The sequence below is a fragment of the Streptomyces shenzhenensis genome (genome assembly GCF_003688995.1).
Classification (GTDB): domain Bacteria; phylum Actinomycetota; class Actinomycetes; order Streptomycetales; family Streptomycetaceae; genus Streptomyces; species Streptomyces shenzhenensis_A.
In genome coordinates this window covers 77,383-103,344 of the sequence record NZ_PENI01000030.1, presented here as the reverse complement: position 1 = coordinate 103,344, position 25,962 = coordinate 77,383, and the positions used below count along the sequence as shown (strand labels likewise).

General features: G+C 68.9%; 23 protein-coding genes and 1 pseudogene. 9 read left to right on the top strand and 15 right to left on the bottom strand.

Features of this window, described 5'->3' with window-relative positions; translation table 11 throughout:
• Nucleotides 1–21: 21 nt before the first annotated feature.
• The 4 genes from CTZ28_RS34755 to CTZ28_RS34740 all read right to left on the bottom strand — a co-directional run bounded on the left by CTZ28_RS34755 (nucleotide 22) and on the right by CTZ28_RS34740 (nucleotide 4,610).
• The gene (locus tag CTZ28_RS34755) at nucleotides 22–453 is read right to left on the bottom strand and encodes a hypothetical protein (RefSeq protein WP_259471942.1); all 432 of its coding nucleotides are present in this window, start codon (nucleotides 451–453) and stop codon (nucleotides 22–24) included.
• 385 nt (nucleotides 454–838) lie between these two features.
• Nucleotides 839–2,158 (bottom strand): MFS transporter, encoded by a 1,320-nt coding sequence (locus CTZ28_RS34750; protein WP_259471941.1) that lies wholly within the window; start codon nucleotides 2,156–2,158, stop codon nucleotides 839–841.
• A complete protein-coding gene (gene rocD / locus CTZ28_RS34745) occupies nucleotides 2,155–3,378 on the bottom strand; it encodes an ornithine--oxo-acid transaminase (RefSeq protein WP_121893717.1) in 1,224 nt (407 codons plus the stop codon). Before rocD ends, CTZ28_RS34750 begins: the two co-directional genes overlap by 4 nt.
• Nucleotides 3,379–3,380: 2 nt before the next feature.
• Nucleotides 3,381–4,610, bottom strand: a complete 1,230-nt coding sequence (locus CTZ28_RS34740) for a M24 family metallopeptidase (RefSeq protein ID WP_121893716.1) — start codon at nucleotides 4,608–4,610, stop codon at nucleotides 3,381–3,383.
• 137 nt (nucleotides 4,611–4,747) lie between these two features.
• On the opposite strand from CTZ28_RS34740, the gene CTZ28_RS34735 reads away from it, so the two are divergent.
• The 4 genes from CTZ28_RS34735 to CTZ28_RS34720 all read left to right on the top strand — a co-directional run bounded on the left by CTZ28_RS34735 (nucleotide 4,748) and on the right by CTZ28_RS34720 (nucleotide 8,138).
• Nucleotides 4,748–5,638: a LysR substrate-binding domain-containing protein gene (locus tag CTZ28_RS34735; RefSeq protein ID WP_183154737.1), complete on the top strand. Its 891-nt coding sequence runs from the start codon at nucleotides 4,748–4,750 to the stop codon at nucleotides 5,636–5,638.
• Between the two features lie 283 nt (nucleotides 5,639–5,921).
• Nucleotides 5,922–7,010: a 3-oxoacyl-ACP synthase III family protein gene (locus CTZ28_RS34730; protein ID WP_121893714.1), complete on the top strand. Its 1,089-nt coding sequence runs from the start codon at nucleotides 5,922–5,924 to the stop codon at nucleotides 7,008–7,010.
• Between the two features lie 9 nt (nucleotides 7,011–7,019).
• A complete protein-coding gene (locus CTZ28_RS34725) occupies nucleotides 7,020–7,229 on the top strand; it encodes a hypothetical protein (RefSeq protein WP_121893713.1) in 210 nt (69 codons plus the stop codon).
• Nucleotides 7,230–7,295: 66 nt separating this feature from the next.
• A complete protein-coding gene (locus CTZ28_RS34720) occupies nucleotides 7,296–8,138 on the top strand; it encodes an SDR family NAD(P)-dependent oxidoreductase (RefSeq protein WP_121893712.1) in 843 nt (280 codons plus the stop codon).
• A 194-nt stretch (nucleotides 8,139–8,332) separates the two neighbouring features.
• On the opposite strand, the gene CTZ28_RS34715 is transcribed toward CTZ28_RS34720, so the two are convergent.
• A complete protein-coding gene (locus tag CTZ28_RS34715) occupies nucleotides 8,333–9,307 on the bottom strand; it encodes a beta-ketoacyl-ACP synthase III (RefSeq protein WP_121893711.1) in 975 nt (324 codons plus the stop codon).
• Between the two features lie 450 nt (nucleotides 9,308–9,757).
• Between CTZ28_RS34715 and CTZ28_RS34710 the strand changes: the two genes are divergently transcribed.
• The 4 genes from CTZ28_RS34710 to CTZ28_RS34700 all read left to right on the top strand — a co-directional run bounded on the left by CTZ28_RS34710 (nucleotide 9,758) and on the right by CTZ28_RS34700 (nucleotide 13,020).
• The gene (locus tag CTZ28_RS34710) at nucleotides 9,758–10,012 is read left to right on the top strand and encodes an acyl carrier protein (RefSeq protein ID WP_121893710.1); all 255 of its coding nucleotides are present in this window, start codon (nucleotides 9,758–9,760) and stop codon (nucleotides 10,010–10,012) included.
• 102 nt (nucleotides 10,013–10,114) lie between these two features.
• Nucleotides 10,115–10,732, top strand: a complete 618-nt coding sequence (locus CTZ28_RS46675; RefSeq protein ID WP_147481237.1) for a hypothetical protein — start codon at nucleotides 10,115–10,117, stop codon at nucleotides 10,730–10,732.
• Complete coding sequence (locus CTZ28_RS34705) at nucleotides 10,644–11,975, top strand: acyl-CoA dehydrogenase family protein (RefSeq protein WP_121893709.1); 1,332 nt, start codon at nucleotides 10,644–10,646, stop codon at nucleotides 11,973–11,975. The genes CTZ28_RS46675 and CTZ28_RS34705 overlap by 89 nt, the downstream gene beginning before the upstream one ends.
• The gene (locus CTZ28_RS34700; protein ID WP_310887640.1) at nucleotides 11,872–13,020 is read left to right on the top strand and encodes an ACP S-malonyltransferase; all 1,149 of its coding nucleotides are present in this window, start codon (nucleotides 11,872–11,874) and stop codon (nucleotides 13,018–13,020) included. Before CTZ28_RS34705 ends, CTZ28_RS34700 begins: the two co-directional genes overlap by 104 nt.
• Here CTZ28_RS34700 and CTZ28_RS34695 read toward each other — a convergent pair whose 3' ends face one another.
• Complete coding sequence (locus CTZ28_RS34695) at nucleotides 13,021–13,911, bottom strand: tetratricopeptide repeat protein (RefSeq protein WP_147481235.1); 891 nt, start codon at nucleotides 13,909–13,911, stop codon at nucleotides 13,021–13,023. It abuts the gene before it with no gap.
• A 944-nt stretch (nucleotides 13,912–14,855) separates the two neighbouring features.
• Here CTZ28_RS34695 and CTZ28_RS34690 point away from each other — a divergent pair.
• Nucleotides 14,856–15,041: a hypothetical protein gene (locus CTZ28_RS34690; protein ID WP_121893706.1), complete on the top strand. Its 186-nt coding sequence runs from the start codon at nucleotides 14,856–14,858 to the stop codon at nucleotides 15,039–15,041.
• A gap of 376 nt (nucleotides 15,042–15,417) precedes the next feature.
• On the opposite strand, the pseudogene CTZ28_RS48870 reads toward CTZ28_RS34690, so the two are convergent.
• The 9 genes and pseudogenes from CTZ28_RS48870 to CTZ28_RS34645 form a co-directional block, all read right to left on the bottom strand.
• Nucleotides 15,418–15,558 (bottom strand): annotated as a pseudogene (locus tag CTZ28_RS48870) (DUF6584 family protein); the annotation flags it as partial.
• A 278-nt stretch (nucleotides 15,559–15,836) separates the two neighbouring features.
• The gene (locus CTZ28_RS34680; RefSeq protein WP_121893705.1) at nucleotides 15,837–16,199 is read right to left on the bottom strand and encodes a DUF1304 domain-containing protein; all 363 of its coding nucleotides are present in this window, start codon (nucleotides 16,197–16,199) and stop codon (nucleotides 15,837–15,839) included.
• Between the two features lie 73 nt (nucleotides 16,200–16,272).
• Complete coding sequence (locus CTZ28_RS34675) at nucleotides 16,273–17,223, bottom strand: hydroxymethylglutaryl-CoA lyase (RefSeq protein ID WP_121893704.1); 951 nt, start codon at nucleotides 17,221–17,223, stop codon at nucleotides 16,273–16,275.
• Between the two features lie 116 nt (nucleotides 17,224–17,339).
• A complete protein-coding gene (locus CTZ28_RS34670) occupies nucleotides 17,340–18,137 on the bottom strand; it encodes an enoyl-CoA hydratase/isomerase family protein (RefSeq protein WP_121893703.1) in 798 nt (265 codons plus the stop codon).
• A gap of 1 nt (nucleotide 18,138) precedes the next feature.
• Entirely contained in the window at nucleotides 18,139–19,401 is a 1,263-nt protein-coding gene (locus CTZ28_RS34665; RefSeq protein ID WP_220795489.1) for a CaiB/BaiF CoA transferase family protein, read from the bottom strand.
• Nucleotides 19,402–19,437: 36 nt separating this feature from the next.
• A complete protein-coding gene (locus tag CTZ28_RS34660; RefSeq protein ID WP_121893702.1) occupies nucleotides 19,438–21,594 on the bottom strand; it encodes a hydantoinase B/oxoprolinase family protein in 2,157 nt (718 codons plus the stop codon).
• Nucleotides 21,595–21,622: 28 nt separating this feature from the next.
• The gene (locus CTZ28_RS34655) at nucleotides 21,623–23,683 is read right to left on the bottom strand and encodes a hydantoinase/oxoprolinase family protein (RefSeq protein WP_121893701.1); all 2,061 of its coding nucleotides are present in this window, start codon (nucleotides 23,681–23,683) and stop codon (nucleotides 21,623–21,625) included.
• Nucleotides 23,684–23,733: 50 nt separating this feature from the next.
• Entirely contained in the window at nucleotides 23,734–25,008 is a 1,275-nt protein-coding gene (locus CTZ28_RS34650) for a hydroxymethylglutaryl-CoA reductase, degradative (RefSeq protein ID WP_121893700.1), read from the bottom strand.
• Nucleotides 25,009–25,333: 325 nt separating this feature from the next.
• On the bottom strand, nucleotides 25,334–25,837 hold the full coding sequence (locus tag CTZ28_RS34645; protein ID WP_183154735.1) for an ATP-binding protein: 504 nt from the start codon (nucleotides 25,835–25,837) through the stop codon (nucleotides 25,334–25,336).
• Nucleotides 25,838–25,962: the final 125 nt, after the last annotated feature.

Here is a 25,962-nt window from a genome sequence, read left to right as displayed (position 1 = left end):
CCAGGCTTCGACGGCTCCGGCCTAGTGCCAGGCGTAGACGCGAACAGGGTCCAGGTGGAGTTCATTGGGACCCAGGCAATCGGCGGCCCAGGTAGCGAGACGCGAGCCGCAGGAGCACGCCAGGTTAGGGCCGTGCGCACCGGTGGGGCCGCAGCACCCGCTCCAGTTGTCCCCGCAGGTGAAGTGGGTGAGGCGAGGCAGGATGTCGTCGGGGTGGACAACGACGCTGTCGCGCTGGCCCGCGGAGACAGTGGCCCAGGTGTCGAGCCGCAGCAGCTCGCGGCCCGTGTTGTGGGGGTGACGGCGGGGTGCGGCGGCCAGGGCGAAAGGCGCGCCCCACGGGTCGGGGTCGATGGCGTAGTGCCCGCGCGGGACGGTGGATCGGGCCCGCCCGGTCTTCTTGTCCCGGCCGTCGTCCGGGTCGCCGACGTCGGGGACAGAAGACAGAACCACCAGGTCCCCGGTAAGCGCCGTCCCGCACTTGGCGCAGTAGAAAACAGTCACATGTGAGCTTCTACCGCGTTGCGGACCGGCCCGGCACGTGGAATATCGCCGGCCTGACGATCGCCACATGAGAAATCCGCCATCCTGCCGCGGCTTGGTCGGTAGGTGTGATCGTCGGCGTGCCGGGACGGGTATAGTCGATCTTGGGCTGGTCGCCGTGACCGAGGGCGGCTGGTGCTGCGTCGGTGGTCCAAGGAAAGACGTCCCGCTTCCTGCGGGGAGATGCAGGTGCAAGGCCTGCCCGGCGCTCGATCGCCCCGGCAGCTCTGGGTGTGTGCTGCCGGGGCAGGGCCGCTCGGGCAACGGCGCTTGAACCGAGCGCTCGCGCGGAGTGTCAGAGGAGTTCTTTGCTGGTCTCTTTCGACCAGCAGACGGCCGCGATGGTGATGAGAGAGGCCAGGGCGCTGTAGCCGGCTACGGCCTGCCCGGTGCCGAAGCTGCTCAGCAGGGCGACGCCGATGAGCGGGGCGACGCTGCCTCCGGCGATGCCGGCGAGCTGGTAGCCGATGGAGGAGCCGCTGTAGCGGACGTTGGTGGGGAAGAGCTCGGTGATGTAGGCGCCCATGGGGCCGAACATGGCCGCCTGGCCCACCAGACCGACGGTGATCGCGAGGATCGCCGCTCCGGCCGATCCGGTGTCGAGGAGCGGGAAGAAGGCGAAACCCCAGAGTCCGACGGCGGCCGCGCCCGCGAGGTAGACGGGGCGTCGTCCGACACGGTCGGACAGGACGGCGAAGGCCGGGATGGCGACGAGTTGGAACACTGAGGCCACGATCACACCGTTCAGCACGAGGGACCGTTCCAGTTCCAGCTGCTGGGTGACGTAGGTGATGGAGAAGAGGGCGAACGTGTAGTAGGAGACGTCCGAGGCGATCCGCATGCCGATGGTGACCAGCAGCGGCTTGCGTTGGGTGCGGAACACCTCACGCAGGGGGTGATGCGAGGCGGGTTGCTCGGCGATCTCCTTGAACAGGGGGGATTCCTCGACGGTCTTGCGGATCCAGAAGCCCACGCCGATCAGCAACGCGCTCAGCAGGAACGGGATGCGCCATCCCCAGGCGTTGAAGGCATCCTCGGAGAGGACCGCGTTGGCGAGGGCGAGGGCTCCGACGGCGAGCAGGTTGCCCATGGGCATGCCGATCTGGGGCCAACTGGCGTAGTAGCCGCGGCGGGCGGCGCCACCGCTGGCTTCGCCGTGTTCGGCGACGATGGCGACGGCGCCGCCCCATTCGCCGCCCAGGCCGAGGCCCTGGCAGAAGCGGAGGACGACGAGCAGGAGGGGGGCGGCGATGCCGAGGGTGCCGTATCCGGGCAGCAGCCCCATGAGGAAGGTCGACAGGCCCATAAGCATCAGGGTGGCCATGAGTGTGGACTTGCGGCCGTGCCGGTCGCCGAGGTAGCCGAAGAGGATGCCGCCCAGGGGACGCGCGATGAAGGCCACGGCGTAGGTGGCGAAGGACAGCAGGGTGCCGGTGAGCGGGTCGACGTCGGGAAAGAAGACCTTGTTGAAGATCAGTGCGGCGGCCGAGCCGTAGAGGAAGAAGTCGTACCACTCGATGGATGTGCCGACGAAACTTCCGATGATGGCTTTACGGAGTCTGGTGCCGGAGCCGGCGGCGGTTGGCACGGGTGTGGCGACGGGCGCTGGTCTCACTGGCCTGTCCTTTCGTCGAGTACGGCTGCCAGTTGCTCGATCGCCCAGGTCAGGTCTGTGGTCTCGGCGATGATGGGTGGAGCGAGGCGGATGGTGGCGCCATGGGTCTCCTTCGCGAGGACTCCGCGCCGCATCAGCCGTTCGCAGATCTGCCGCCCGGTGGCCACGGCGGGGTCGATGTCGACACCTGCCCACAGGCCGCGGCTGCGTACGGCGGTGACGCCGTGGCCGATCAGCTGGTCGAGTCGGCCGGCCATGTCCTCTCCCAGTCGCTGGGCGCGCTGTTGGAGGCTGCCGTCGCGCAGCAGGGCGATCACGGCGCGGCCGACGGCCGCGGCGAGCGGGTTGCCGCCGAAGGTGCTGCCGTGCTGGCCGGGTCGGAGTACGCCCAGGACGTCCCATCCGCCGACGACCGCGGAGACGGGGAGGATGCCTCCGCCGAGTGCCTTGCCCAGGAGCATGAGGTCGGGGCGGACGTCTTCGTGGTCGCAGGCGAAGGTGCGTCCGGTGCGGGCGAGTCCGCTCTGGATCTCGTCGGCCACGAACAGGACGTTGCGGTCGGTGCACAGGTGCCGGACCGCGCGCAGGTAGCCGTCCGGCGGTATGACGACACCGGCCTCGCCCTGGATCGGTTCGATGAGTACGGCGACGGTGGTGGCGTCGATCGCGTCGGCCAGCGCGTCGGTGTCTCCGAAGGGCACGGAGCGGAAACCGGGTGTGTAGGGGCCGAAGCCGGCGGTGGCGTCCTTGTCGCCGGAGAAGGAGATGATGCTGGTGGTACGGCCGTGGAAGTTGCCGTCGGCCACGACGATGGTGGCCTGGTTCTCGGGCACTCCCTTGATCTCGTAGCCCCATTTCCGGGCGATCTTCAGGGCGCTCTCCACCGCTTCGGCGCCTGTGTTCATCGGCAGGACGGCTTCCGTGCCGGTGAGGTCGGCGAGTTCGGCGCAGAACGCGCCGAGTTGATCGTGGTGGAAGGCCCTGCTGGTCAGGGTGACGCGGCTGAGCTGGTCGACGGCGGCCTGCACGAGCCGGGGGTGGCGGTGGCCGAAGTTGAGGGCCGAGTAGCCGGCCAGGCAGTCGAAGTAGCGGACCCCGGTGGTGTCGGTCACCCAGGCTCCGTCCGCCTGGCTGATGACGACCGGAAGCGGTGCGTAGTTGCGGGCGGTGTGGGCCTGTTCGAGAGCGAGGGCCGTGCTGCCGCTGGGCGTGTTCTCCATGGTCAGTTCACCACCGTCAGCTCGTGCGGCAGTCGGTGCAGCACCTCGTGGCCGTCCGCGGTCACCAGCACGAGATCCTCGATCATGATGGCTCCGGTGTCGGAGGAGTAGGCGGGGGTCTCGACCGCCAGCACCATTCCCGGCCGCAGCAGCCGGTTCTCGGCCGCGCTGATGTAGGGCGGCTCTTCGTGGAAGGTGTCGATACCGACCGAGTGGCCGTAGTGACCGCGGGTGAAGGCAGGGTAGCCGCCGGCGCGGATGTGCTGCTCGGCCGCGCGGAACACCTCGCGGACCGGCGTACCGGGGCGGATGGCCGCGCGGGCCTTCTCGTGTGCTTCGAGGAGGACGTCGTACAGGCGGCGCGCGGCGGGCCGGATGGTGCGGTAGGCGTAGGTGCGGCCGCCGTCCCCGCGGTAGCCGTCGACGGTGACGCCGCAGTCGAATTTGATGAGGTCGCCGTCGGCGAGGCCGCTGTCCGTCTCCGAGTCGACCCCGATCTTGGTGGACGAGCCGACCGCGGGCAGGATCCACTGGTCCGAGTACCCGGCGTAGCGGGGAGCGGCCATGGCCGCGGTGAGTACGCCCTGTTGGTAGCGGTGGCGCAGGTCGAGGGCGGTGAGCCCCGGGCGCAGGTCCGTGACCGCATGTGTCATACCTGCCTCGGACAGCTCGGTGGCCCGCCGCAGCCGGTCGATCTCGAAGTCGAACTTCACACTGCGCAGTTCATAGAGGTCGTCGGTCATGTCGGTCCACGTCAGCTCCGGGGCGAAGGCGGCGACGCGGCTGATGGTGTCGTGCAGGACATAGCGCAGATCGGTGCCGATGGTGCCGTTGAGAAGGCTCCGGTCGGCGAGCACCGAGCGCAGCACCTCGTCCTGCTCGGCCGTGTCGTACTGAGCCGGCCTGGCATGCTGCACCGTCGGCGCGGAGGCGCCGGTGAGATCGGCCGCGTCCCGCAGTTCCACCCAGACGCGGAAGGGGCGGACGTCCTCGAAGCCGGACACCTGCCGGGCCTGGTCGGCCTCGAAGTCGCTGATCACCAGGGCAGGGGGCTGCGCGGGGTCGGCCGGGACGACGGCGACGACCGTCCCCAGCATCCGCCACCACTCCATCAGGAAGTAGCTCTGGAAACCGGTCACATAGAAGACGTTCGAGGGGGTGTAGGCGACGTAGGCATCCAGGCCCCTGTCCTGCAGCCGTTTTCGGATGGCGTCGATGATCTGAGTGCGCATGAGTCGTCCTGGAAGAAGGCATGGCGGCAGCCGCAGAGATCATGACCGCCGGTGACCCTCCTACCGTGGCGTCCGCTGTGTGATACGTCCAATATCTAACTGTTGGCTCTGTGAGTCGCATGCGATATGAACAGGGTATGGAGATCAGACAGCTGCGTTATTTCGTGACTGTTGCCGAGGAGTTGCACTTCGGACGGGCCGCCACACGCCTGCACATGTCCCAGCCGCCGCTCAGCCAGCAGATCCAGCGTCTCGAACGGCAACTCGGCTTCGCTCTCTTCGAACGCACACGACGCTCGGTCACGCTGACCCGAGCCGGCCGGCTCCTGCTGGAAGAGGCGCGCCGCGCCCTCGCGCAGGCCGACCGCACCGAGGACATCGCTGAACTGATCCGCTCCGGCACCGCGGGCACCGTCCGCATCGGTTTCGTCGGCTCCGCTCTGTACGGAGTGCTGCCGCGCGCGTTGCGCAGTTTCCGCGAGCAACTCCCCGAAGTGCACTTCTCCGCCCGGGAGATGGAATCCAACGACCAGATACGGGCCCTTCAGGACGACATCATCGACCTCGGTTTCACCCGTCCCCCGCTCCCCCTGGGCGGCCTCAGCAGCCTGGACATCCACGAGGAGGAGCTGCTCGTCGCCCTCCCCCACGATCATCCGCTGCACCGCCGTGGAGGCCCTGTGGCCCTGGCGGAACTGGCGCAGGAACCGTTCGTCCTGTTTCCCCCCGAGCACGGCAGCGGCTTCTGGTACACCGTCGCACGGGCCTGCGGCGACGCGGGTTTCTCACCACGTGTCGCCTACGAAGGCGAACACATCCACACCATGATCGGCATGGTCGCGGCCGGCCTGGGTGTGTCACTTGTCCCTGCCTCCGCGAGTCAGCTGCAACTCGCCCAGGTCCGCTACGCGCCGCTGGCAGGACCACCCGTACGCCTGGGACTCAGCCTCATCTGGGACGAAACCCGAGCGGTACCGGCCTTGAAGAACCTCATTTCCGTGGCCGCATCTGCCGCACACGAAAGGTGAAGCGGGCAGCTCCTTGTGGTTCGTCGGTGACCGGCGACCCTGCTCTCCGGTTCAACGCGTTCACGCATCGGCGTACGGGGTGGGTCGCGTCCCGGCATGCCGATCATGCCTACTGGTAACCAGCCACGCCACCTTCTGGAGGCTCAGGTGGGTGGGCCACCTACAGTCGACATACTCGTCCGCTCTCTCGTCCCGTGCGCGGATAGGCCTTCCCTAAGGGCAACTCCCCTACGCGCATCCCCGGCCGTGCCCGGTGGCCGCCTCTTCGATCCTGGAGACCGAGATGACAGCTGCGCCCACCGCTGAGTCGATCGGCGTACTCGGCATGGGGACATACCTCCCTGCCCACCGCCGGAGCAACGAGGAGGTGGCGGCCATGGCCCCAGGTATCAGCGCCCAGTGGATCGCCCGGCGCACCGGCGTCCTCCGTAGACATATCGCGGCCGCTCACGAAGCCGCTTCCGACCTGGCCGCCGCAGCCGTCACGCGAGCGTTGGCGGCGGCCGGTCTCGACGCCGAGCAGCTCGACCTGATCATTGTGGGCACCGGGACCCCTGACGAGTTGGGCCCCTCCACGGCCTGTCGTGTCCAGGCGCTCATCGGAGCCCACCGCGCGGTCGCCCTGGACGTGACCGCTGCCTGCGCCGGGTGGGTCTTCGGTGCCCGCGTGGCACGGGACTGGCTGCTCCAGGACACAAATGCTCGCTATGCGGCAGTCGTGGGAGTCGATGTGTTCTCGCGTTTTCTCAACCCCGACGATCGCAGCACCGCCGTGTTGTTCGGCGACGGCGCCGCCGCGTCGGTGCTCGGGCCGGTGGCCGCCAGCGGCGGCTTCCAGGACTTCCACCTCGGAACGGACGGCAGCGGTGCCGACCTGGTCCTGATCCCCTCGGGGGGCAGCCGTCACCCGGCCAGCGCCGCCACCCTGGCAGACAGCGGCCACACCGTCCAGATGCGCGGACCGCAGATCACCTCCTTCGTCGATTCGGCATTTCCGCGCGTCGTCTCCGCATGTCTGGACCGTCACGGCCTCGGCGTGAAAGACATCGACATCTATGCCAACCACCAGCCCAACCCGGTTCTTCTCACCAGACTGGCCGAGAAAGCAGGTATTCCGTCCGACCGACTGGTCATCGTCGGTGACACGGTCGGCAACATCGGCGCGGCCAGCGCGCCGTACGCCCTGGCCGCTGCCGCCGACCGAGGTCGACTCGCTCCTGGTTCACGCGTACTGATCACTGCGTACGGCGCCGGGCTGGCCTGGGCCGGCTCTCTGCTCACCTGGACCGGCGCCCCCGTGCATCACCAGGCATCCGACGACGGCGACCACTCAGCGCCCGACCAGACCGGTACGCCGTCCACCTCACCCTGAGGGATCCTCATGAACTCCCCGTTTGTGCAACTGGCCTCCCTGGTCACCACCGTCCATATGACGCAGGTATCCGACCTGAACCGTGCGCGCGATATCGGCCGCCCGGACTTCGACGCCGGGGTCATCGACTGCCTGCTCAGGGTGCTTCACGCGGACCAGAGTCCTGCCCTGCGCCCCGACGCCCTGCCCACCGCGGCCCAGAAGTCGCATCGTGCGTGAGTGTGCACCGCACCCGCCCTGAAGCCACCTCTCCGTCCCCTCTCCCGCTATCAGAAGGGTTCTTCGATGAGTGCTATGGATCTGTTCCGTCTGGAGGGCGCCCGCGCCCTGGTGACGGGCGCCTCTCGGGGCATCGGCAAGGCCGTCGCCGAAGCCCTCGCCGACGTGGGCTGCGATGTCGCCGTGACCGCCCGCACGACAGCTGCCCTCGACGACACTGTGCAGGCGGTGGAAGGCCGCAACAGGAAGGCCGTTGCCATCGCCGGGGACCTCGCCGAGCAGGGTGTCGCGGCCGACCTCGTCGACCGGGCGGCCTCGGCTCTGGGCGGCCTCGACGTCGTGGTGCACAACGCGGGCGTCACCCCGGCTGATGAGAACGGCGCGCCCGTGGTGGCTCCGCTGCAGGACCAGCCCCAGGATGTCTGGGACGCCGTCATCTCGGTCAACCTCAACGCGACGGCCGCCCTCTGCCGGGCAGCCCACCCGTATCTGGCCGACTCGGACCGGGCCAGCCTCGTCCTGATGTCCTCCTCGGCCGCGCTCATCGGCTTCCCCATGATGGAGTCGTACGGCGCCAGCAAGGCCGCGCAGGTCTCCCTCTCCCGCAGCCTCGCGGTCGGCTGGGCCCAACAGGGCATCCGCGTCAACGCCTTGTGCCCCGGCTGGACACGTACGGACATGACCGCGTTCGCCACCGAGACCGGGCCGCTGTCCGACTGGCTGGCGAGCCATGTACCGCTCGGCCGGTGGGCCACCGTGGACGAGGTGGTCGGCGCCGCGCTCTTCCTCGCCTCACCGGCCTCGTCGTACGTGACCGGCCACGCGCTCGTCGTCGACGGCGGGCTGGCCGTTCCGGACGCGGGCCTGGCGGGTCGCTCCCTGCCCCCGTCGCCTTTCGCCGCGGCCTGACCGCCGGCTCCACCGGTACCCCCGGTCCGGGGGAAGGGCCGCGAATCGGCCCGCCGGCTCAACGGCGGTCGTCGCGGAAGACGGCGCCCTTCTCCCGGGCCAGACGAAACACCAGTGCCGCAGGACCTCGCCGGTCCTGCGGCTTCTCCGGTGGCCCGGGCCATGCAGCGCCGGTCCGATGGACTACGGCACTCTCACGGGCAGACGAACACCTGTCCGGCATAGGTAAGGCCGGCGCCGGCGGCGACCGCAACGACGATGTCGCCTGATTTCACCCGTGATTCCTTGCGCAGGTGGTCGAACGCGATGGGGATCGATGCCGCTGACGTGTTGCCGGAGTACTTGATGTCGTCAGCGACGATCACATCGTCTCGCATGCCCTGCGTCCGCAGCGCTTCCTCCGTGGCCTTGATGATCCTCAGATTGGCCTGGTGCGGCAGCAGGACATCCATGTCGGCGGGCGTGAGCCCTACGGCGTCGAGTGCCTGGACCGCCGCGGCCGGCATCCGCGTGATCGCCCAGCGGAAGATCGTGTTCCCGGCCTGCTGGATGTACCGGTTCTCGTTCAGACGCAGCCTCTCCGCCTGCTCCCCCGCGCTGCCCCACACCACGGGGCCGATCTCCGTCGTTCCGCTCGCCCCGACCAGCGCAGCCCCGGCTCCGTCGGCGAAGATGACCGCGGTTGTGCGGTCCCGCGGGTCCACGAAGTCGGTGAGCTTCTCCGCCCCGATCACCAGCACGTAGCGGGCCGACGCGGCACGGACCAGGTCGGAGGCGACCGCGAGTCCGTAGCAGAATCCGCTGCAGCCCGCATTGAGATCGAATGCACCGGCGTCGGGTATGCCGATCCGATGGGCGACTCTGGCGGCCGCATTGGGAATCTGCGCTTGCATCGAGCAGTTCGGCACGATCACGGTGTCCACCGACTCGGGTGAGACCCCTGCGTCGGCCAGCGCGTTCTTGCCGGCTTGTACGGCCATGTCGATGAGCGACTCGTCGCTGTCGGCGAAGCGTCGCTCGCTGATGCCGACACGCTGCCGGATCCACTCGTCGCTGGTGTCCAGACGGGCGCAGAGTTCGGCATTGGTGACGACACGGTCCGGTTGCCGGCTGCCCACGCCCAGGATCCGTGAGCCTCCGGACGGCCGTGGCCGCAGTACGGGGCTCATCGCGCACCTGCCATCAGCGAAGCATCTCGGTCCAGTTCGGCAGCGGCCACGCGTGGGTCATGTGTGATCGGCATGCTGGATGTCGCTCCTTTGCCACTCGTGAAAGAAAGAGATCATCCGCTCCGTGTGAATGCCCGGCGACTGGCCGAGGCCTATCGGTAAGACGGCTCTCATTCGGTGAGTGTTCGGTAGCGGATGAGGGTGCAGGTACTTCATTCAACGGAACCCACTCACACAGAGGCCAGATGCCTGACCATCCGGGCGCGTGAACGCGTAGAACGCTTGTGGCGCACGTTCAACGCGTTCACGCCCTCGCGAGGCGTTGGTCATTCCCTTCACGTGCGTCCATGGTGCTTCCTGGGGATGCACTGGAAGACGGGGACGCGGCCGGGCGCCGGTCGCCCCTGTCCCAGCGCTGCCGCGTCCACGAGCCACCGAAGAAGGATCACCATGTCCGACACGTACGACCGCCTGGCGCAGCTGCTGACGGCGAAGTTCGACGTACCTGCTCAGGCGATCGGCCCGGAAGCCACTCTCCACGACCTCGGTCTCGACTCGCTGGCCGTGGTGGAGCTGTTCGTTCATGTGGATCAGGAATGGCACATCCCGGTCGACGAGGACGAAGCCGAACCCGAGCAGACCGTTCATCAGGTTGCGGCCTACGTCGACGCATGCGCTGTCCGACAAGGTCCGAGAACGGTCTGAGGGGACGAGCGCACCACGCCAACGCCAGATATCGCTCTGATCGCCAGCCACCCGATTGCACGACGAGACGCAATGCCGGCACTTCACGTTCGAGGGGACAACATGGCAGGATCCACTTCCGTGCGCGAGGTGTTTGGCTCGCTCCTGCACAGCGGAGTCAGCGATTCCGTGCGGGAAGAGACGACGCGTCTGTTCAGTCACGACATTTTTCGGCCGCGCAGCAATCTCAACGATGCCGAGCGGAGCAGTCTGATTGTGCAGCGGCTTCGGCACATCTGCGAAGGGGCCTCAGTCCCCAACCTTGTCCTGGATCCGGAGCGGATGCTCGCCTACACCGCTGCCGCAGCCGTCGTGGACCCTTCGCTCTGCGTCGCCATGCTGACTCATTTCGGGCTGTGCCTTTCGTTCCTGGAGGACTCAGGGAGCGATTCTGACTGGTTGCAGCACTTCAAGAACAAAATCGCGAGCGGCCAGACCATAGGGTCTTTCCTGATCACCGAGATCGGGCACGGAAACAGTCACCTCGCGGGACGTACCGAAGCCGTCTACGACAAGGGCACCGACGGGTTCATACTCAACACGCCCGACATGGCTGCTCAGAAGTTCATGGGGGGGCAGCTGCGAGGATGCCGTGTCCAGGATCGGCGTGGTTTTCGCGCGGGTGATCGTCGACGGACAGGACCGGGGGTCCTTCCCCTTCATGGTCGAGCTCGCGGATGAGTCAGGTCCGCGTCCCGGCATCCGTATGACGACGGTGACCACCGACGTCGTACCCCAGCGATGCTCCCTCATCGAGTTCGACCATGTCTGGCTTCCCCGGGCCAACTGGCTGAGCGACAACGCGTCGATCGGTGCGAACGGCGAGTTCATCGATCCGCTGGAGAGTCAGGACGCGCGGCTGGCACGGTCCCTGTCGACGGGTCAGAACGTGTGGGCCGGCGGGGCCGGGGCGCTGGCGGCTGTCAGCCGTGTCGCTGTCGCATCGGCCCTGCGTTTCTCCACCCAGCGCCGTACCGCCGCTCGCATCGGGCCTGCTCTTCCGGTTCTCGACTACTCGACTCAGCAGCGCCCCCTCTTCAGCTGTCTCGCCGAAGCCACGGCCATTTCGTGCCTGGCGAACACCTTCCGCTCCGCGCGGATCGATCTCATCAAGGCCTGGCGGCGAGGTGAACGCCCCACAGTAGGAACGGACACCATGACCTGGGCGCCGTGGGCTTCCGTCCACCGGGACATGGCCATGGGCAAGGTGATTGCCGCCAGATCCGCCGAACGCATCACGCGCGAGTGCCGACTGCGCTCGGGAGTCCTCGGGACGATGGCCTCCAGCCGCTTTCTCAGCTACCAGAGCCTGGGGCACATGCTGAGTGTGGCCGGCGGTGACAATCTCCTCACCATCCTGGACACCGCGCGCACGCTCGTGGCCCAGGCCGCCGATCTTCCGGCTCCCGATCCCGGTCTCGACACTCAGGGCATGAGCCTTCACGATGCGTCCCTGTGGCGTGAACTGCATCAGCAGAGGGTTTCCCGTCTCGCCGGCCGCATCAGTGACGCCATGGCGCGCCTCGCCCCTGAGGAGCGTGCGGGCTTCGAGGCCTGGAACCCCCGGCTGACCCAGGTCCGCGAGCTGGGTGAAGCGTACGGGGAAAGCCTCGTCCTTGAGCATATGTTCGCTGCGGTCGATGCGCTGCCGGCGGGTGAGGGCGCCGATGTCGCCGGCCGGCTGTGCGCCGTGCAGGCGCTTGAGCAGCTGTCGAGGAATGCCACATGGTATCTGTGCGAGGGCCTGATGAGCGTCAAGCAGGTACAGGAGATCGCCCCGACACTCGATGAACTCGTCAGCTCCCTTGTGCCGTACACCGATGACCTCGTCGCAGCATTCGCCGTGGACAGCTCGTCCTCCCACGCGCTGCTCCTGGCCGACGACTACGTCCAAGAGCTCGGTGCGACCCGCTCCGAGCCCTGACCGGGCAGCTCCATGCACGCACCCTCGTGTTGATGAGCGAGTTGCACCCCAAGAGGCGGACATGAGAAGTGACGCTCCCGCGAACAAGCCCACGGTGATGCACGTCTTCCCTGGTCAGGGGGACTTCTCCCTCGATGCGCTGCGGAAGGCGGTGCAGGCTCGTCCTGTGGTGAACGCCGCAGCGCGCAGGGTGTTCCCCGAGGTGGACGCCGCCGTGGCAGACCTCGGCATACCCGCACTGGAGCCGTTGCTGTGGGCACCCGCCCAGCAGAACGTGCCTGCTTCGGCTCCGCCCGGTACGGCGCAGGTTGCACTCTATGCAGCCTGCGTCACCGTGCATGTCGCGTTGTGCCAGGCAGGTTTGCCCCCGGACAGACTTGCCGGGGTGAGCTTCGGTGAGATCCCGGCGTTGGCCGCCGCGGGGGCCTTCACCGTGGCTGACGGGGCCAGAATCGCGGTGGCGCTCGCTCGTGCCCTGCCACGGAACACCAGCGGAATGGTGTGGCTCGGCGTCGGCGAGAAGGACGCCATACGGTTCCTGGCCGAACTCGGCGACGAGCGAGTGGCGCTCGGCTGTGTGAACGGCCCTGATCAATGCGTGGTCGCCGGCACCTCCGCCGCACTCATGGCGGTCCAGCAGCTCGCGAAACACCGGGGACTGGCGTCCGGCAGGATCAAACTGCCCTACTACGCCCATCATCCCGAACTGGCAGCCGCCGCTGCGGAATTCGAGTCCGCGGTGCGCGCGTACCCAGCGCGACCGCCGGGCCTTGCCGTCTTCTCGGCCGCACATGGCCGAGCCTATCGCCAGGACGAGGACATTCATCACACACTCGCTCAGGTGATCACCAGGACGGCACACGTCCCCCGTGTGATCGCGGCCGCCTGCGCAGACCGGCCCGCGCTGCTGCTGGAGGCCGGAACGGGAGCGTCCGCGACCCAGAGCGCTCCACAGCTCTCGACCGGCATACGGGCCAGAGCGCCGCTCGCCGACGAGGACTTCCCCTGGCCTGCGCCCGGGCAACTGCCGGCTGCCGAGTCGTAGTCAAGAGGTGATGTGCGGGCCACGCAGCTCCGCCGCCCGATCCCACAAAGAGACGACGCGACGCTGTCGCCTGTGCGGACGAAGGGCGCTTCGCAGTCTGATGAAGGCTTCGTCCATGTGATTCGACCTGATGTGTGGATAGTGGTCGAGGAAGAGGTTCCAGTGCACACACGCCTGTTCCACATGGCCACCGTCCAGGAGCAGTTCGGCCAGCCGCGCCTGGGTCAGGGCCTGGCTTCTGCGGTGCGCCGGCGACCGGTGTCGTAGACAGTCCTGGAAGGCCACGACAGCATCGGCGCGCCGTCCCATACGCATCAGCGCCTGGGCTCGCTGGTAGTCGAGACCTGCCCGGGGGTAGGCGGTGAAGGGTCCGGACGGGCTGGTGGCCTGCCCGTGGCGGGTCTCGGCGTCGGTCAGATCCTTCAGGGCAAGGCGTTGCTCGCCCCCGTGCGAGCGAGCCACCGCGCGCTGGCTGAGCAGGAACGCCATGACGGCGTGGCCGGCGTCTGTGCCCACGGTCTGCAGCGCGCCCTCCGCGAGTTCGGCCGCGTATTTGTACTGGTGCATCCGAAGTGCCTGTGCGCTCATGGCGCGCAGGGTGATCGCGTACAAGGTGCGATGGCCCGCTTCGCCGGCCAGTCCGAGTGCCGTGTGGAAGTAGCGCTGGGCAAGGCCGGGATACCCGGCGTCGTCGGTTATCTGGGCCAGCAGATGGGTAAGTTCGGCGCAGGCGGCCAGCAGGTCGCGGCGTACCGGGGCGCTGGCGCTCAGGGCCAGTACGCGGCTCACGTCGTCTGCGAGGTAGGCGGCCAGGGCCGATCGGCCGTGACCACCGCCGCGGTGCTCCGCTCGATCGGCGACGAGGTGCACCATCTCCTGCATGATCTCCACGTCGGCAGTTGTCGCACGCCGCCCTCGGGTAGGTGGGGTGGTGCGCGGGAGTGACCAGTCGTGAAGGACGACGGCGGTCAGGGTATAGGCAGACCTCGTGAGGAAGGCACGCCGATAGGGGTCGGTGTCCGCGTGAGCGATGTCGACGAGGTACCGCGTCGGTGAACTCTGGGCGATCTCGGGGGATATGAGCCAATCGTCGTGCTCCGAGGGCGCCGCAAGTCCCGTGGCCTCCGGGGTGATCAGGCGGCCGGTACGTCGGCTCAGTGCCGCGGCGACCAGTTCCGGCACGGGAGGGCGTGGGCGGGAGCCTGCGATCCAGTGTGCCACCGAGGTGCGGTCGTATCTCAGGGTCAACGACTGTGCTCTGCCTAAGAAGTTGACGGCACGGGCCAGATCACCAGCGGTCCAGTCCGCCTCGGTGAGCAAGGCGGCGAGTCGTGGATTTCGCGCACGTCCAGTCACAGGTTGATCTGTTCCCGGAAGATCGCGCACCAAATCATGAACACTCGGCCGCGAGCTCACAAGACAAGCGGAGTCTACTACTCCTACAGCTGTTCGTCTCCTGGCTTGCGTCATCAAAAGTGGCAGCGGCGGGAGCCGGCTTGGCGGCGTCTTCGCCGGGCCGACCACGTCAGTGCTGTGCCGGTACCGGCTGTCGGAGTGGTGGAGCTCGTACGCATCCGGACCGCACTCGCGGACGGCCGCCCCGTTCACCGCGCCAACAGGCTCGTCCACCGGTAGCGGCCCGTCCTGCCGTCCGCGCTCGCGTTCATACCCACGTACGCGTGCGGAGGGGTCTCGGGAGTCACGATGACGCCGTCGGCGCGCACCGATATACGACAAACCTGCCGGTCAGGGAACTGCGGCAACGACCTACGCCGATCGACTGAATGACACAAGACTCTGCTCATGACACCTCGCAAAGCGGTCATAAGTGGATCATGAACGATCCCTTGGATGACTTAGTCGCCGCCCGCTCTCGCGCCGCACTGGCTACCGCCGCCGAGCCCCCTGAGGCCCTTGCTCAGACCGTTCCTCAACACCTCGGGCAGGCCACCGAGGCCGACTCGCAGGACTGGACCGATTTCAGTTCCCGCGACAGCGACGAGGACGGGCTCCGCCAGTGAACGGGAACGCTGCCGCGGCAGCGGGGAGTCGGGGCCGGCAGGAACGTGGGCTGTGACGCACAGCCAACTCACCGATGATCAGCCGGAAGTTGGTCGAGCCGTATCTGGCAATGGGTGAGTACGGCCCATGCCCGGAACGCCGCACCATCTACCGATACCGACACTTCCCGGCTAGCAAGCCCCCATTCGCCGGTCCCGGCCGCACCCCTCACCGAGGCACGCCCGGGACCGGCATGGGTGTCCCATTCACCGCAACTCAGGCCGGCCTGACCAAGCTTCGAGTGGCGCCCCCAAGAGCCCCGGCGACCTGAGTCAATCGAAGAGGGCGACGAGTCCGTTGACCCAGATAGCGAGAAACGCGAGGACCGCCACCTCGGGCAAGCGCCTCAGGGCCCTGCCAGGCAAGTGCCCGCAGGCGCTGCGGAGCTGTGTGGTATCTCGCCTCGAAGGCGGAGGTCTCGGCTGCGTCTCCGTCCTGTTCGAGGTACATCCACCGACCCGCTTCTGCAGGCTCCCCGTTCCACGGGTTCAGCGTGGGGAGCGGTCGCGGCCCGCTCTGGGGTGCGTTGTCGCGCCGCCATCACTCCCCCCCCGCGGCGACGAGCTTCGGCTTGCGCCCTGCGCTGCCGTCCGGCGGCGTTCGCCTCCGCGCCGCGAGGCCCGATCGGACCCCCGTGCCGCCTCCCAGCGTTGCGCCAACTCAGGGCGGCACGATCCAGGGCACGAGTCCGTCTCCCGATCATGCCGCCCACCATGGACAGTTCAGTCAGCCCCGTTCAACTTGCTGGGCGACGCTCAGCGGGCGGCCAGTACCAGTGCCAGTCCGATCAGCGCGGGAACGGTCTGCACGAAGACGATCTTTCGGCTGGCCGTGGCGGCACCGTACGCGCCGGCCACAGCCACGCACACCAGGAAGAACACCTTCGCCTGGAACCCCACCGGATCGGATGCCACCGCACCCCACACCAGACCGGCGGCGAGAAAGCCGTTGTACAGCCCTTGGTTGGCCGCGAGCGCCTTCGTCCCGGAGGCGAACTCGGCACTGGTCCCGAAGGCTGCCCGGGCCCTGGGGCCGGTCCACAGGAACATCTCCAGGACCAGGATGTAGACGTGCAGAGCGGCGATGAGCAGTACCACGGAGGTTGCGATGATCGACATGAGTAACAGGTTCACACACTCCCGCGCTGAGCTCGGCACCCGACATGTCGACACGCACTGGGGGCACGCGGTGTCAGGTGAGCGCCGTGACGACGCGGGAGGGGCTGGGGCGGCCCAGGTGGTCGGCCATCCAGCGGCTGGTGGTCGCCAGGGCGGTCAGATCGACCCCCGTGTCGATGCCGAGTCCGCGCAGCATCCAGACCAGGTCTTCCGTGGCGAGGTTGCCCGTGGCGCTGCGGGCGTAGGGGCAGCCCCCGATGCCGCCGGCGGAGCTGTCGAACTCGGTGACGCCCGCGGTCAGCGCGGCATGCACATTGGCGAGGGCCTGGCCGTAGGTGTCGTGGAAGTGAAGTGCGGTCCGCTCCAGCGGGATGCCCGCCCCCCGTACGGTGTCGAGGAGTTCCAGGACATGGCCGGGCGTGCCGGTGCCGATGGTGTCGCCCAGCGACAGGGACGTGCATCCCATGTCGAGGAGCCTGCGGGCGACCGAGGCGACCTTGCGGGGCTCCACATCGCCCTCCCAGGGGTCGCCGAAGCACATCGACACATAGCCGCGTACCGGCAGGCCCGCGGCGCGGGCCCGCCGCACGACGGGTTCGAACATCGCCAGCACCCCCTCCACGTCCCGGGCCAGGTTGTTCTGCGCGAAGGACTCCGTCGCGCTGGCGAATACGGCGATCTCCCGGGCACCGGCGGCCAACGCCCGCTCCAGACCCCGGTCGTTGGGAACGAGGACCGGAAGGCGGATGTCGTCGAGGGGCGCCACGGACGTGAGTACCTCGTGGGCGTCGTCGAGTTGGGGTATCCACCGGGGGGAGACGAAGCTGGTGACCTCGACGGTGGTCAGACCCGCGTCGACGAGCCGGCGGACGAACTCGACCTTGACGGCTGTGGGGACGCGGACCGCTTCGGCCTGCAGGCCGTCGCGGGGGCCGACCTCGTAGATGCGGACCCGTTCGGGCATGCCCGGTTGGGGGGCGATGCGGGGCAGTACGTCGGCGAGCGGGGTGTTCTGGGATGTCATGGTGTCCCCGTCAGGCGGTGGGAAGGGCGAAGAGGGCGGCCACGCAGGAACGTCGCGCGCGGCGAACGGCGTCTCGCGACGGCGGGCCGGAAGGGCGACGTTCCTGCGTGGATCCGTCATACGAGGGGCTTCTTGACGTTCCGGCGGGAGGGGAATTCGGGCGGACGGCGCTCGGCGAACGCGGCCAGTCCCTCATGGGCGTCCGGGGCGGTGAACGCCCGCTGCCCGTACAGCGCCTCGGAGTGGAAGGCCTGGTCCTGCGGGAGGTCCCCGAGGCGCAGCACCGACTCCTTGATGGTCTCCAGGGCGGTGCCGCTGCGGGCGGTGAGCCGGTGTGCCCGGTCCATCGCCGCCTCCAGCAACCGGTCGGCCGGCACCACGGCGTTGAGCAGCCCGTACCGCAGGGCGGTGTCCGCGGTGATCCGCTCGCCGAGCAGCATCAGCTCCATGGCCCAGACGTAGGGGATCTGTCGGGCCAGCCGGGTCAGGGTGCCGCCGGCCGGGACGACTCCGACGCCGCTTTCGGGGAGCCCGAACTCGGCCGTGTCGGCGGCGATCCGCAGGTCCGTGGAGAGCATGATCTCGAACCCGCCGCCGAGGCAGAGCCCGTTGACCGCCGCGATGACCGGCTTGAACAAGGTGGTGTGCTTCTGGTGCGCCTTGTCCCACCGGGAGATGTCGAACCGCCCCTCGGCGAGCGCGGGGATCGATTCGGTGAGATCGGCGCCGACGCAGAAGGCACGCTGCCCCGCGCCCGTGAGGACCGCGACGCCGATCGAGTCGTCGTCGCGGACCTCGTCGAAGGCCGCTCCCAGTTCCTCGTACATCGCCAGGGTCAGCGAGTTCAGCTTCTCCGGCCGGTCGAACCGGATGAGCGCGACCGGTCCGTCACGGTCGAGTGTGATCCCGCTCATCTCAGACCACCCCCGCCTCGTGCAGCGCGCGGATGTCTTCCTCGGCGAGGTCGGCGAAGGCGCGCAGCAACTGGTCGGTGTGCTCGCCGACTCGGGGAGCGAGTCCCCGCGGTTGGGCCGGGGTGACGTCGAGTTTGACCGGCGAGCCGACCATGCGCAGCTGGCCGAAGTCGGGGTACTCGACGTCTACGATCATGTCCCGGGCCTGGATCTGAGGATCCTCGATGACCTCCCCGATGTCCTTGATCGCGCTCAGTGGCACCAGGTCGCCTGCGAGTTCCTCGAGTTCGAGCTTCGTACGATCGGCGAACCACCGGTGCAGCAGCGGCCGCACCCGGCGCTCGTAGACCTCCGGCGTGAACCGCTTGGCCATCGTGTCGATCTCCGGGTCGCCGGCCAGTTCGGGTTCGCCGAACATGTCGCAGGTCAGCCGCCAGAACTTGTCGGTGTAGCCGCCGAAGAAGACGAAGCCGTCCTTGCACGGGTAGAGCTCGTAGGGCTTCACGAACGGATGCTCGTTGCCGAGGGGAGTCGGTACCTTGCCCTCGACGGTGTGCGAGACGACCGCGTTCTCGGTGAGGCTGAGCACGGAGTCCTGCTGGGAGATGTCCACCAACTGCCCCTCGCCGGTGTGCTCGGCGTGCCGCAGCGCGGCGAGCGTGCCGATCACGGCGTAGAGCGTGGCCGACAGGTCGCCGATGATGGTGCCGACCCGGACCGGCGGGCGGTCCGGGAAGCCGTTCATCGACCACAGACCGCCGGTGGCCTGCGCGCTGTTGTCGTACGCGGGCTTGCGCCGGTACGGGCCGGTCTGGCCGTAGCCGGAGATCGCGGTGTACACCAGACGCGGATTGATCTTCCGCAGCTCGCGGTAGCCGACGCCCAGCTTGTCCATGGTTCCGCCGCGGAAGTTCTCGACCAGGACGTCCGCGCGGCTGACGAGCGTACGCAGCAGTTCCTTGCCCTCGGGCTGGGACAGGTCCAGGGTCATGCCGAGCTTGTTCCGGTTGTACTGGGCGAAGAACCCGCTGAACGCCTCGCCCTCGGGCGATGTCAGCAGCGGGGGGAACGCCCGTGCATAGTCCGGGTCCTTCGGATTCTCGATCTTGATGACCGTCGCCCCGAGGTCCGCGAGCATCATCGAGCAGAACGGCCCGGCGACCACCCGTGTGATGTCGAGGACCACGACGCCGCGCAGCGCCCCGCGTGCGGGACCGCCCGGCAGGACGGCACCGAGGTCGAACTCACCGTTGAACTCCGTCACGCGACAACACCTCCTTGTTCGAGTACCACTGGGGAATCAGCGGGTCGTGGCGGCTTCGACCCGGATGCGTGCGTCGAGCAGGGTGCCGCACTGCGGGCTGTAGAACTCGTCGAGGAGCACACGCTGCCCGTTGTCCCGGGGGCGTACGCGGACGCCGTACTGGCCCAGCCGGTCGGCGGCCACCCGCGTGGTGACGACGGCGTCCTCCCGCCAGTCGTCCTTGGTGCTGACGAGGGCACCGCTGGCCGGGCAGTACCAGCCGTCCGCGGCACGGCGGGGCGCGGAGGCACCGGCGGTGGCGTCGGCGGCGACCGGCGCGGTCGGCTCCCCGCCGATCCGGGCGGCGCGCATCGCCTCGCGTGCGCGCGCCGTCGCGGCGGCGTCCACACCGCCGTCGACGAGCACCACGCCGTAGACGGCGGATGCCGTGCGGTCGGTGATGTACGCGTCCCGGACGTCCTTGGCGACGAGCCGCGGGTCGCGCAGGAGGGGGTCTCCGTAGCCGCCGCCACCGGCGATCCACTGCACGAAGACGTCGCCGGCCGAGACCTGCACCGAGGACTGGTTGATGGCCAGCAGGTCCCGCGTGTCGCAGGCGAGGCTGTCGTCGGTGGCCACCGTGCCCGCGGCGAGCAGGTCGGCGACGTTGGACCGGCGCAGGATCTCGTGCCCGCTGCCCCCGCCGGGGAGCCCGCCGCCGTATCCGTCGGCGACCACCTGGGCGCTCGGGGCGAACACGGTCTGGCTGGCGGCGGGCGCGCCGTGCAGGGTCCAGGCGAACTCCAGTCCCAGGCCGCCGCGGTGGGCGCCGTGCCCGGCGCTGGCGATGTTGAGCCGCTTCCACAGGTAGAGAACGGGATAGAGCATCTCGTTCATCTCGACGTCCGGGAGCATGTTGTTGACCTGTGTCATCATCCCGGCGCAGTCCAGACCGTCGGTGTCCGGCTGGGCTCCCGCCCCCATGCCTCCGCCGTCCATGTTGAACAGCACGAAGTACTCGCCGTCGTCCGAGGTGCCGGCCGAGATGCCACCGGTCCACGAGTCGGCCCACACACCCTGGGTGCGGCCGCGGACGGTCTCGTCGGCGCTGCCCCGGCAGGCCTCGTTCATCAGCTTGGTGACCAGCCGGCTGACGCGGGCGCCGGTCGTCAGGTGTCCGTTGCTGATCGGGGCCGGGGGCGTGGGGTTGACGATGGAGCCCGGTTCGGCGATGACCTCGAAGGCGGTCATCACACCCTCGTTGAACGGCACGTCCCAGGCGAGGATGGGTACGACCGCGGTGGCGACGCTTCCGACGAGGGCTCCGTAGCTGCAGTTGACGAAGCCGTCGGTCTGCTCGCTGGATCCGGTGAAGTCGAAGGTGATCTGCTCGCCCCGCTTGGTCATGGTGCAGGCGACGCGGTACAGCTCGTCCACGTGGCCGTTGTGCTCGGTCCACTCCTCGGCCGTGTACGTTCCGTCGGGGATCTGCGCGACGCGGTCACGGACCACCTGCTCCGCCAACTCGAAGCTGAGCCGGGTGTACTCGCGGAAGTCGTCGAGCCCGAACTCCTCGATCGTGGCGAGAAGCCGTTGGATCCCGGTGTTGTTGCTGGCGACCAGGCTGCGCACGTCGTTCCAGAACAGCGCGGGCACCCGGACGTTGTTGAGCAGGATGCGGCGCACCCATTCGACGGGCTCGCCCTTGTCGAAGATCTTCACTCCCGGCGGCAGCCGGAGCGCCTCGCTGTAACAGTCGTAGGCCCCGGGGGCGAAGCCGCCCGGCGTCATGCCGCCGACGTCGACGAGGTGGGCCTGGGACTGCGCCCACCCGATCAGCTCGTCACCGTGGAAGATCGGCGAGATCACGTTCGTGTCCGGCGGGTGACTCGCACCGGCGGTGTGCGGATCGTTGCAGATGAAGGCGTCGCCGGGGGCGAGCGGCTCGCCCGCGATCTCCTTGACCAGGTTCTGCACGGCGACGCTGCCGGAGCCGATGTGGAACTGGACGTAGTCCGAGTAGGCATAGATGCGGCCCGTCGGGTCGAACAGCGCGGTGTTGAAGTCGCCGGCCTCGGTGATCACCGGCGAGCCGGACGAGCGGATCATCGCGATGCCCATCTCCTCCACGATGGAGTCGAGACGCATACGGATGACCTCGAGCGTGACGGGGTCGAACCCGGCGGGGAGCCGGCCGGTGGCGGATTCGGTCATGTGGGTCTCCTGGGTGAGGCCGTGGCGTTCAGAGGGACGACTCGAGGCGGATGAGGAAGTGGCCGGCTTCGGTCAGCTCCACCGTGGCTCCGGTGGGCACGTAGACGGTGGTGTCGGGCTCTTCGAGCAAGCACGGTCCCTTCGCCCTCGCCAGCGCGGCGAAGCCGCGGTGCACATCCACCTCGGTCCGTGCCCCGGTGACCGGTTCGAGGATGGTGCGGCGCAGCAGTTCGTGGCTCTCCTCGCCGGCTTCCGCGATGCGCCGGACCTGCTGGACGTCACTGCGGCCGACCGCGCGCACTCGGGAGTTGACCAGCAGGATGTCGGTCTCGGTCCAGGCCGTGCCGGCCCCGAACTCGGTCTCGTAGTCGGCGATGAACCGTGCACGCAGTTCGTCCTTGTCCGCCTCGGTGAAGGTCCCGCCCTTGAGCCGCGTGGTGACCTCGAAGATCTGGCCGACGAACTTCATGTCGGCCTCGCGGTACAGCTCCCGCCGGTCCTCGGGGATGCCCTCGGTCTCGAACCACGCCTGCGCGCGCTGCTCCAGGGCCTGGAACTCGCGGTCCAGGTCGGCGGCCGGCTGCTGCATCGTCCAGGGGCTGGTCTGTACGGCGGAGTAGACGGAATCGGCGTGCATGAGTCCGTAGGCCGAGAACACCGCGGCGTTGCGGGGGATGACGAGTTCGGTCACACCGATCTCGGCGGCGATGCTCGCGGCGAACAGGCCGCAGGCGCCGCCGAACCCGACGAGGGTGAACTCCCGTGGGTCATGGCCCCGGTTGACGGTGATCTTGCGCAGTGCGTTCGCCATCTGGGAGGTGGCGAGGCGGTACACCCCCTCGGCCGCGGCGTCCTCGGTCAGTCCGAGGGGCTCCGCGACGTGTTCGCGCAGCGCCTCGCGGGCCAGGTCCTCGTACAGTTCGACGGTCCCGCCGAGGTAGTAGGCGGGGTTGATCAGGCCGAGCACGAGCGCAGCGTCGGTGACCGCCGGGCGGGTTCCGCCCTTGCCGTAGCAGGCGGGACCGGGGGTGGAGCCGGTGCTGTGCGGGCCGACCCGGAGCAGGCCACGGCCGTCCACCCAGGCGGCGCTGCCGCCGCCGGCGCCGATCGTCTCGATGTCGACGACGGTCAGACTTGTCGGCAGTCCGCCGATCTCGGCCCGCGGGAGCAGCCGGAACTCGTCGTCCATGATCGCGGCGGCGTCCAGGCTGGTGCCGCCCATGTCGGCGGTCAGGACTCGGCGCCGGCCCAGCTGTTGCCCGAGCAGCCGGGCGCCGGTGACGCCGCCGACCGGCCCGGAGTTGAACATGGAGATCGGCGCCTTGCTCGTCTCCTCGACCGACAGGAAGCCGCCGTGGACCTGCATGATCTGCACACGGGTACGCAGGCCGCGGGCGCGCAGTTCCTCGGCGAGGTGGTCGAAGTGGGAGGCGACGAGCGGTTTGACCGCGGCGTCGAGCGCCGTGGTGACCATGCGCTCGTACTCGCGGTAGACGGGTGTCAGGCTGCTGGAGAGGGTGAACGGGACGTCGGGGTGGTGCTCCCGCAGATACCGGCCGATGGCCTGCTCGTGTGCGGGGTTGCGGAACGACCACAGCAGACATACGGCGACGGCCTCCGCACCCGTGGCGAGCGCGGCGTCCACGGCTGCGGCGATGGCCTCCTCCCGCAGCGGCACGAGGACGTCGCCGTGTGCGTCGACGCGTTCGGCGACCTCGATGACGCGGCTGCGCTCGACGATGTCGGGCGGCGACAGCATCTTGTGCGGGTCGCGCTCGTCGGTCCGCGCCGACCGGGCGATCCGCATCGTGTCGCGGAAGCCCTGCGTCGTCAGGAGGGCCACCGTGGCGTACTTCTGCTCGTCGACCGCGTTGGTGACGATCGTGTTGCCGAGCACGAACCGGTCGACGGCCGGATAGAACTCCTCCTCGGACATGCCCGCGCGCTCCTGCAGCACGGCCAGCGCGCCCAGGATGCCGGTGGTGACGTCCTTCGTGGAGAACGCCTTCCCGCGGACGGCGCGGTCGTCCAGGACCGCGACCGCGTCGGTGAATGTGCCACCGACATCGATACCAACATGTAGTGCCATGTCTCAGTGTCTCCCTTGACTCATGAACATGCGGGCGGTGAGGCGAGGCGTCAGCCCTGGTCGCGGAGCTCGGCGAGGACTCTTTCGGCGTGGTCGGCGCGCACGACCCGGTCGGTAATCAGCCGGGCGACCACGAGCGGCAGCTCCTCGGGGCTGGCGCCGACGGTGACGGCGATGTTCCGGGCGTGCAGCGACATGTGGCCGCGCTGGATGCCCTCGGTCGCCAGGGCCCGGACCGCGGCGAGGTTCTGCGCCAGACCGACGGCGGTGATGACTTCGCCCAGCTCACGAGCGGTGGTGACGCCGAGCAGGGCCACGGCTGCCTGGGCGACCGGGTGCACCTTGGTGGCCCCGCCGACCAGGCCGACCGCCATCGGCAGCTCCAGCGCGCCGACCAGGTTGCCGTCGGAGTCCTTCTCGAAGTGTGACAGGGACGTGTACCTGCCGTACCGGCCGATCGCGTGCGAGTGGGCACCGGCCTCGACGGCGCGGGTGTCGTTGCCGGTGGCCAGCACGACCGCGGTGACGCCGTTCATGATCCCCTTGTTGTGGGTGGCGGCCCGGTACGGGTCCGCCTCGGCCAGGGCGGCGGCGTGCACGATGTCGTCGACCACCTCCGGCCCGCCGAGCGTGTCGGCGTCGAACACGGCACGCGCCCGGCACAGCCGCAGGTCGGCCTTGTTGCTGAGGATCCGCAGCAGCGTGCGCCCCTGGGCGATCTCCCCCACCCGCCCGGCGATCGCCTCTGCCATGGTGTTGACGGCGTTGGCACCCATCGCGTCGCGTACGTCCACGATCAGGTGCAGCACCACATAGGTGTCGCCGGGAGCCTCGACCAGGTGCACATCCACGTCCCGGACGCCGCCGCCGAACCGGAGCAGCTGCGGGTCCTGCGCGTCGGCCAGCGCGATCAGCTCGTGACGTGCTTCGAGCAGCCGTAGCCGGGCGGTCTGCGGGTCGGCGACGTCGAGGATCTGGATCTGGGCCCGCATGAGCGGGTCCGTGGTCGAGGCGGCGAATCCGCCGGCGACGCGGGCGATACGGGCGGCGTTGCTGGCGGCGGCGATCACCGATGGCTCCTCGGTGGCCATGGGGATCAGATAGTCGCGGCCGTTGACGGTGAAATTGGTGGCCACGCCCAGCGGGACGCCGAGGACACCGATGGTGTTCTCGACCATGTGGTCGGCCTGCTCGAGGGTGAGGCCGTGCTCGGGATCGAGCACGTTCAGACTCTCCGGCTCGACCGCGGCGCTCTGCGCGATGCGGGCGCGGCGCTCGCTGATCGACAGATCCTTCATGCCGGAAAGCCTGCTGTTCACTGCCATGGGTCCTCCTGTTTTCAGTTGCGGGCCGCAAGCGGGACGGGCCCGGCGGAGCGGGCGGGCAGCGGTATGGCGCCCGGGGCCCGGCGGTCGGGATGCCGTCGGGTGCCGCGGCCGTGGCTCATCCGGCGGCCGGGCCGGAGCCCTCCGCCCCGCCGGCCGACGACCGGTGTCCGCCCGGTTCGCGATGACGGTGCCGCCGGGCGTGGCGAGGGCGGCCCCGCATCGCTTCAACCGGTGATCGTGGGTTCCTCCGATGCGCGGCGGTGTCAGGGCGCCGCGCACCGGGATCGTCGGGGTGTCTTCTCGGTGATCCGGCCGGGCCGTTTCACCACCCGGCCGGCGGCCGGCGGCCGGGCAGGTCCTGCGGACGTCCTCGTGGCGTGGGAACCGGAATCCGCAGCTCGGCGCGGACGGCCGTGCCCTGTGCGTTCCGCTTCACCCGGCATGTCGTGGAGTAGGCGTGCACCAGGCGCAGCCCCCGCCCGTCCACCTGGTCGGGCAGCCCGGCGCCACGGCATCGGTCCTGCCACGTGCCGACGTCCTTGACCTCGACCGCGGCCGTGCGGTCGCCGACCGTAAGGAGCAGGCTGACCTCGGAGCTTCCGCTGTGCAGCACACTGTTGGTGACCAGCTCCGTGGCGATCACGCGCAGCGCGTCGACGGTCTCCTCGGGTGCCCCCCACCGCGTCGCCATGTCACGGGTGAAGGCCCGCAGAGCGGGGACCGCCCGGGTCTCCACGGCCATGGCACACACGGCGGAGCGGTGCCGGGGCACGGCCCCGCCGTACCGGCGGCGGTACGTGGGTTTGAGTGACTGTTCATCGATCATGATCATGTCCTGCGGTGAACACTCCGTCGGAACGCCGGAGCGTCGCACTGCGGTCGGGGTGGGCATCGGACACTGCGATACGGCCTTGTGACCAGCAGATGTTCATTGGATGACGCCGCTGTCAC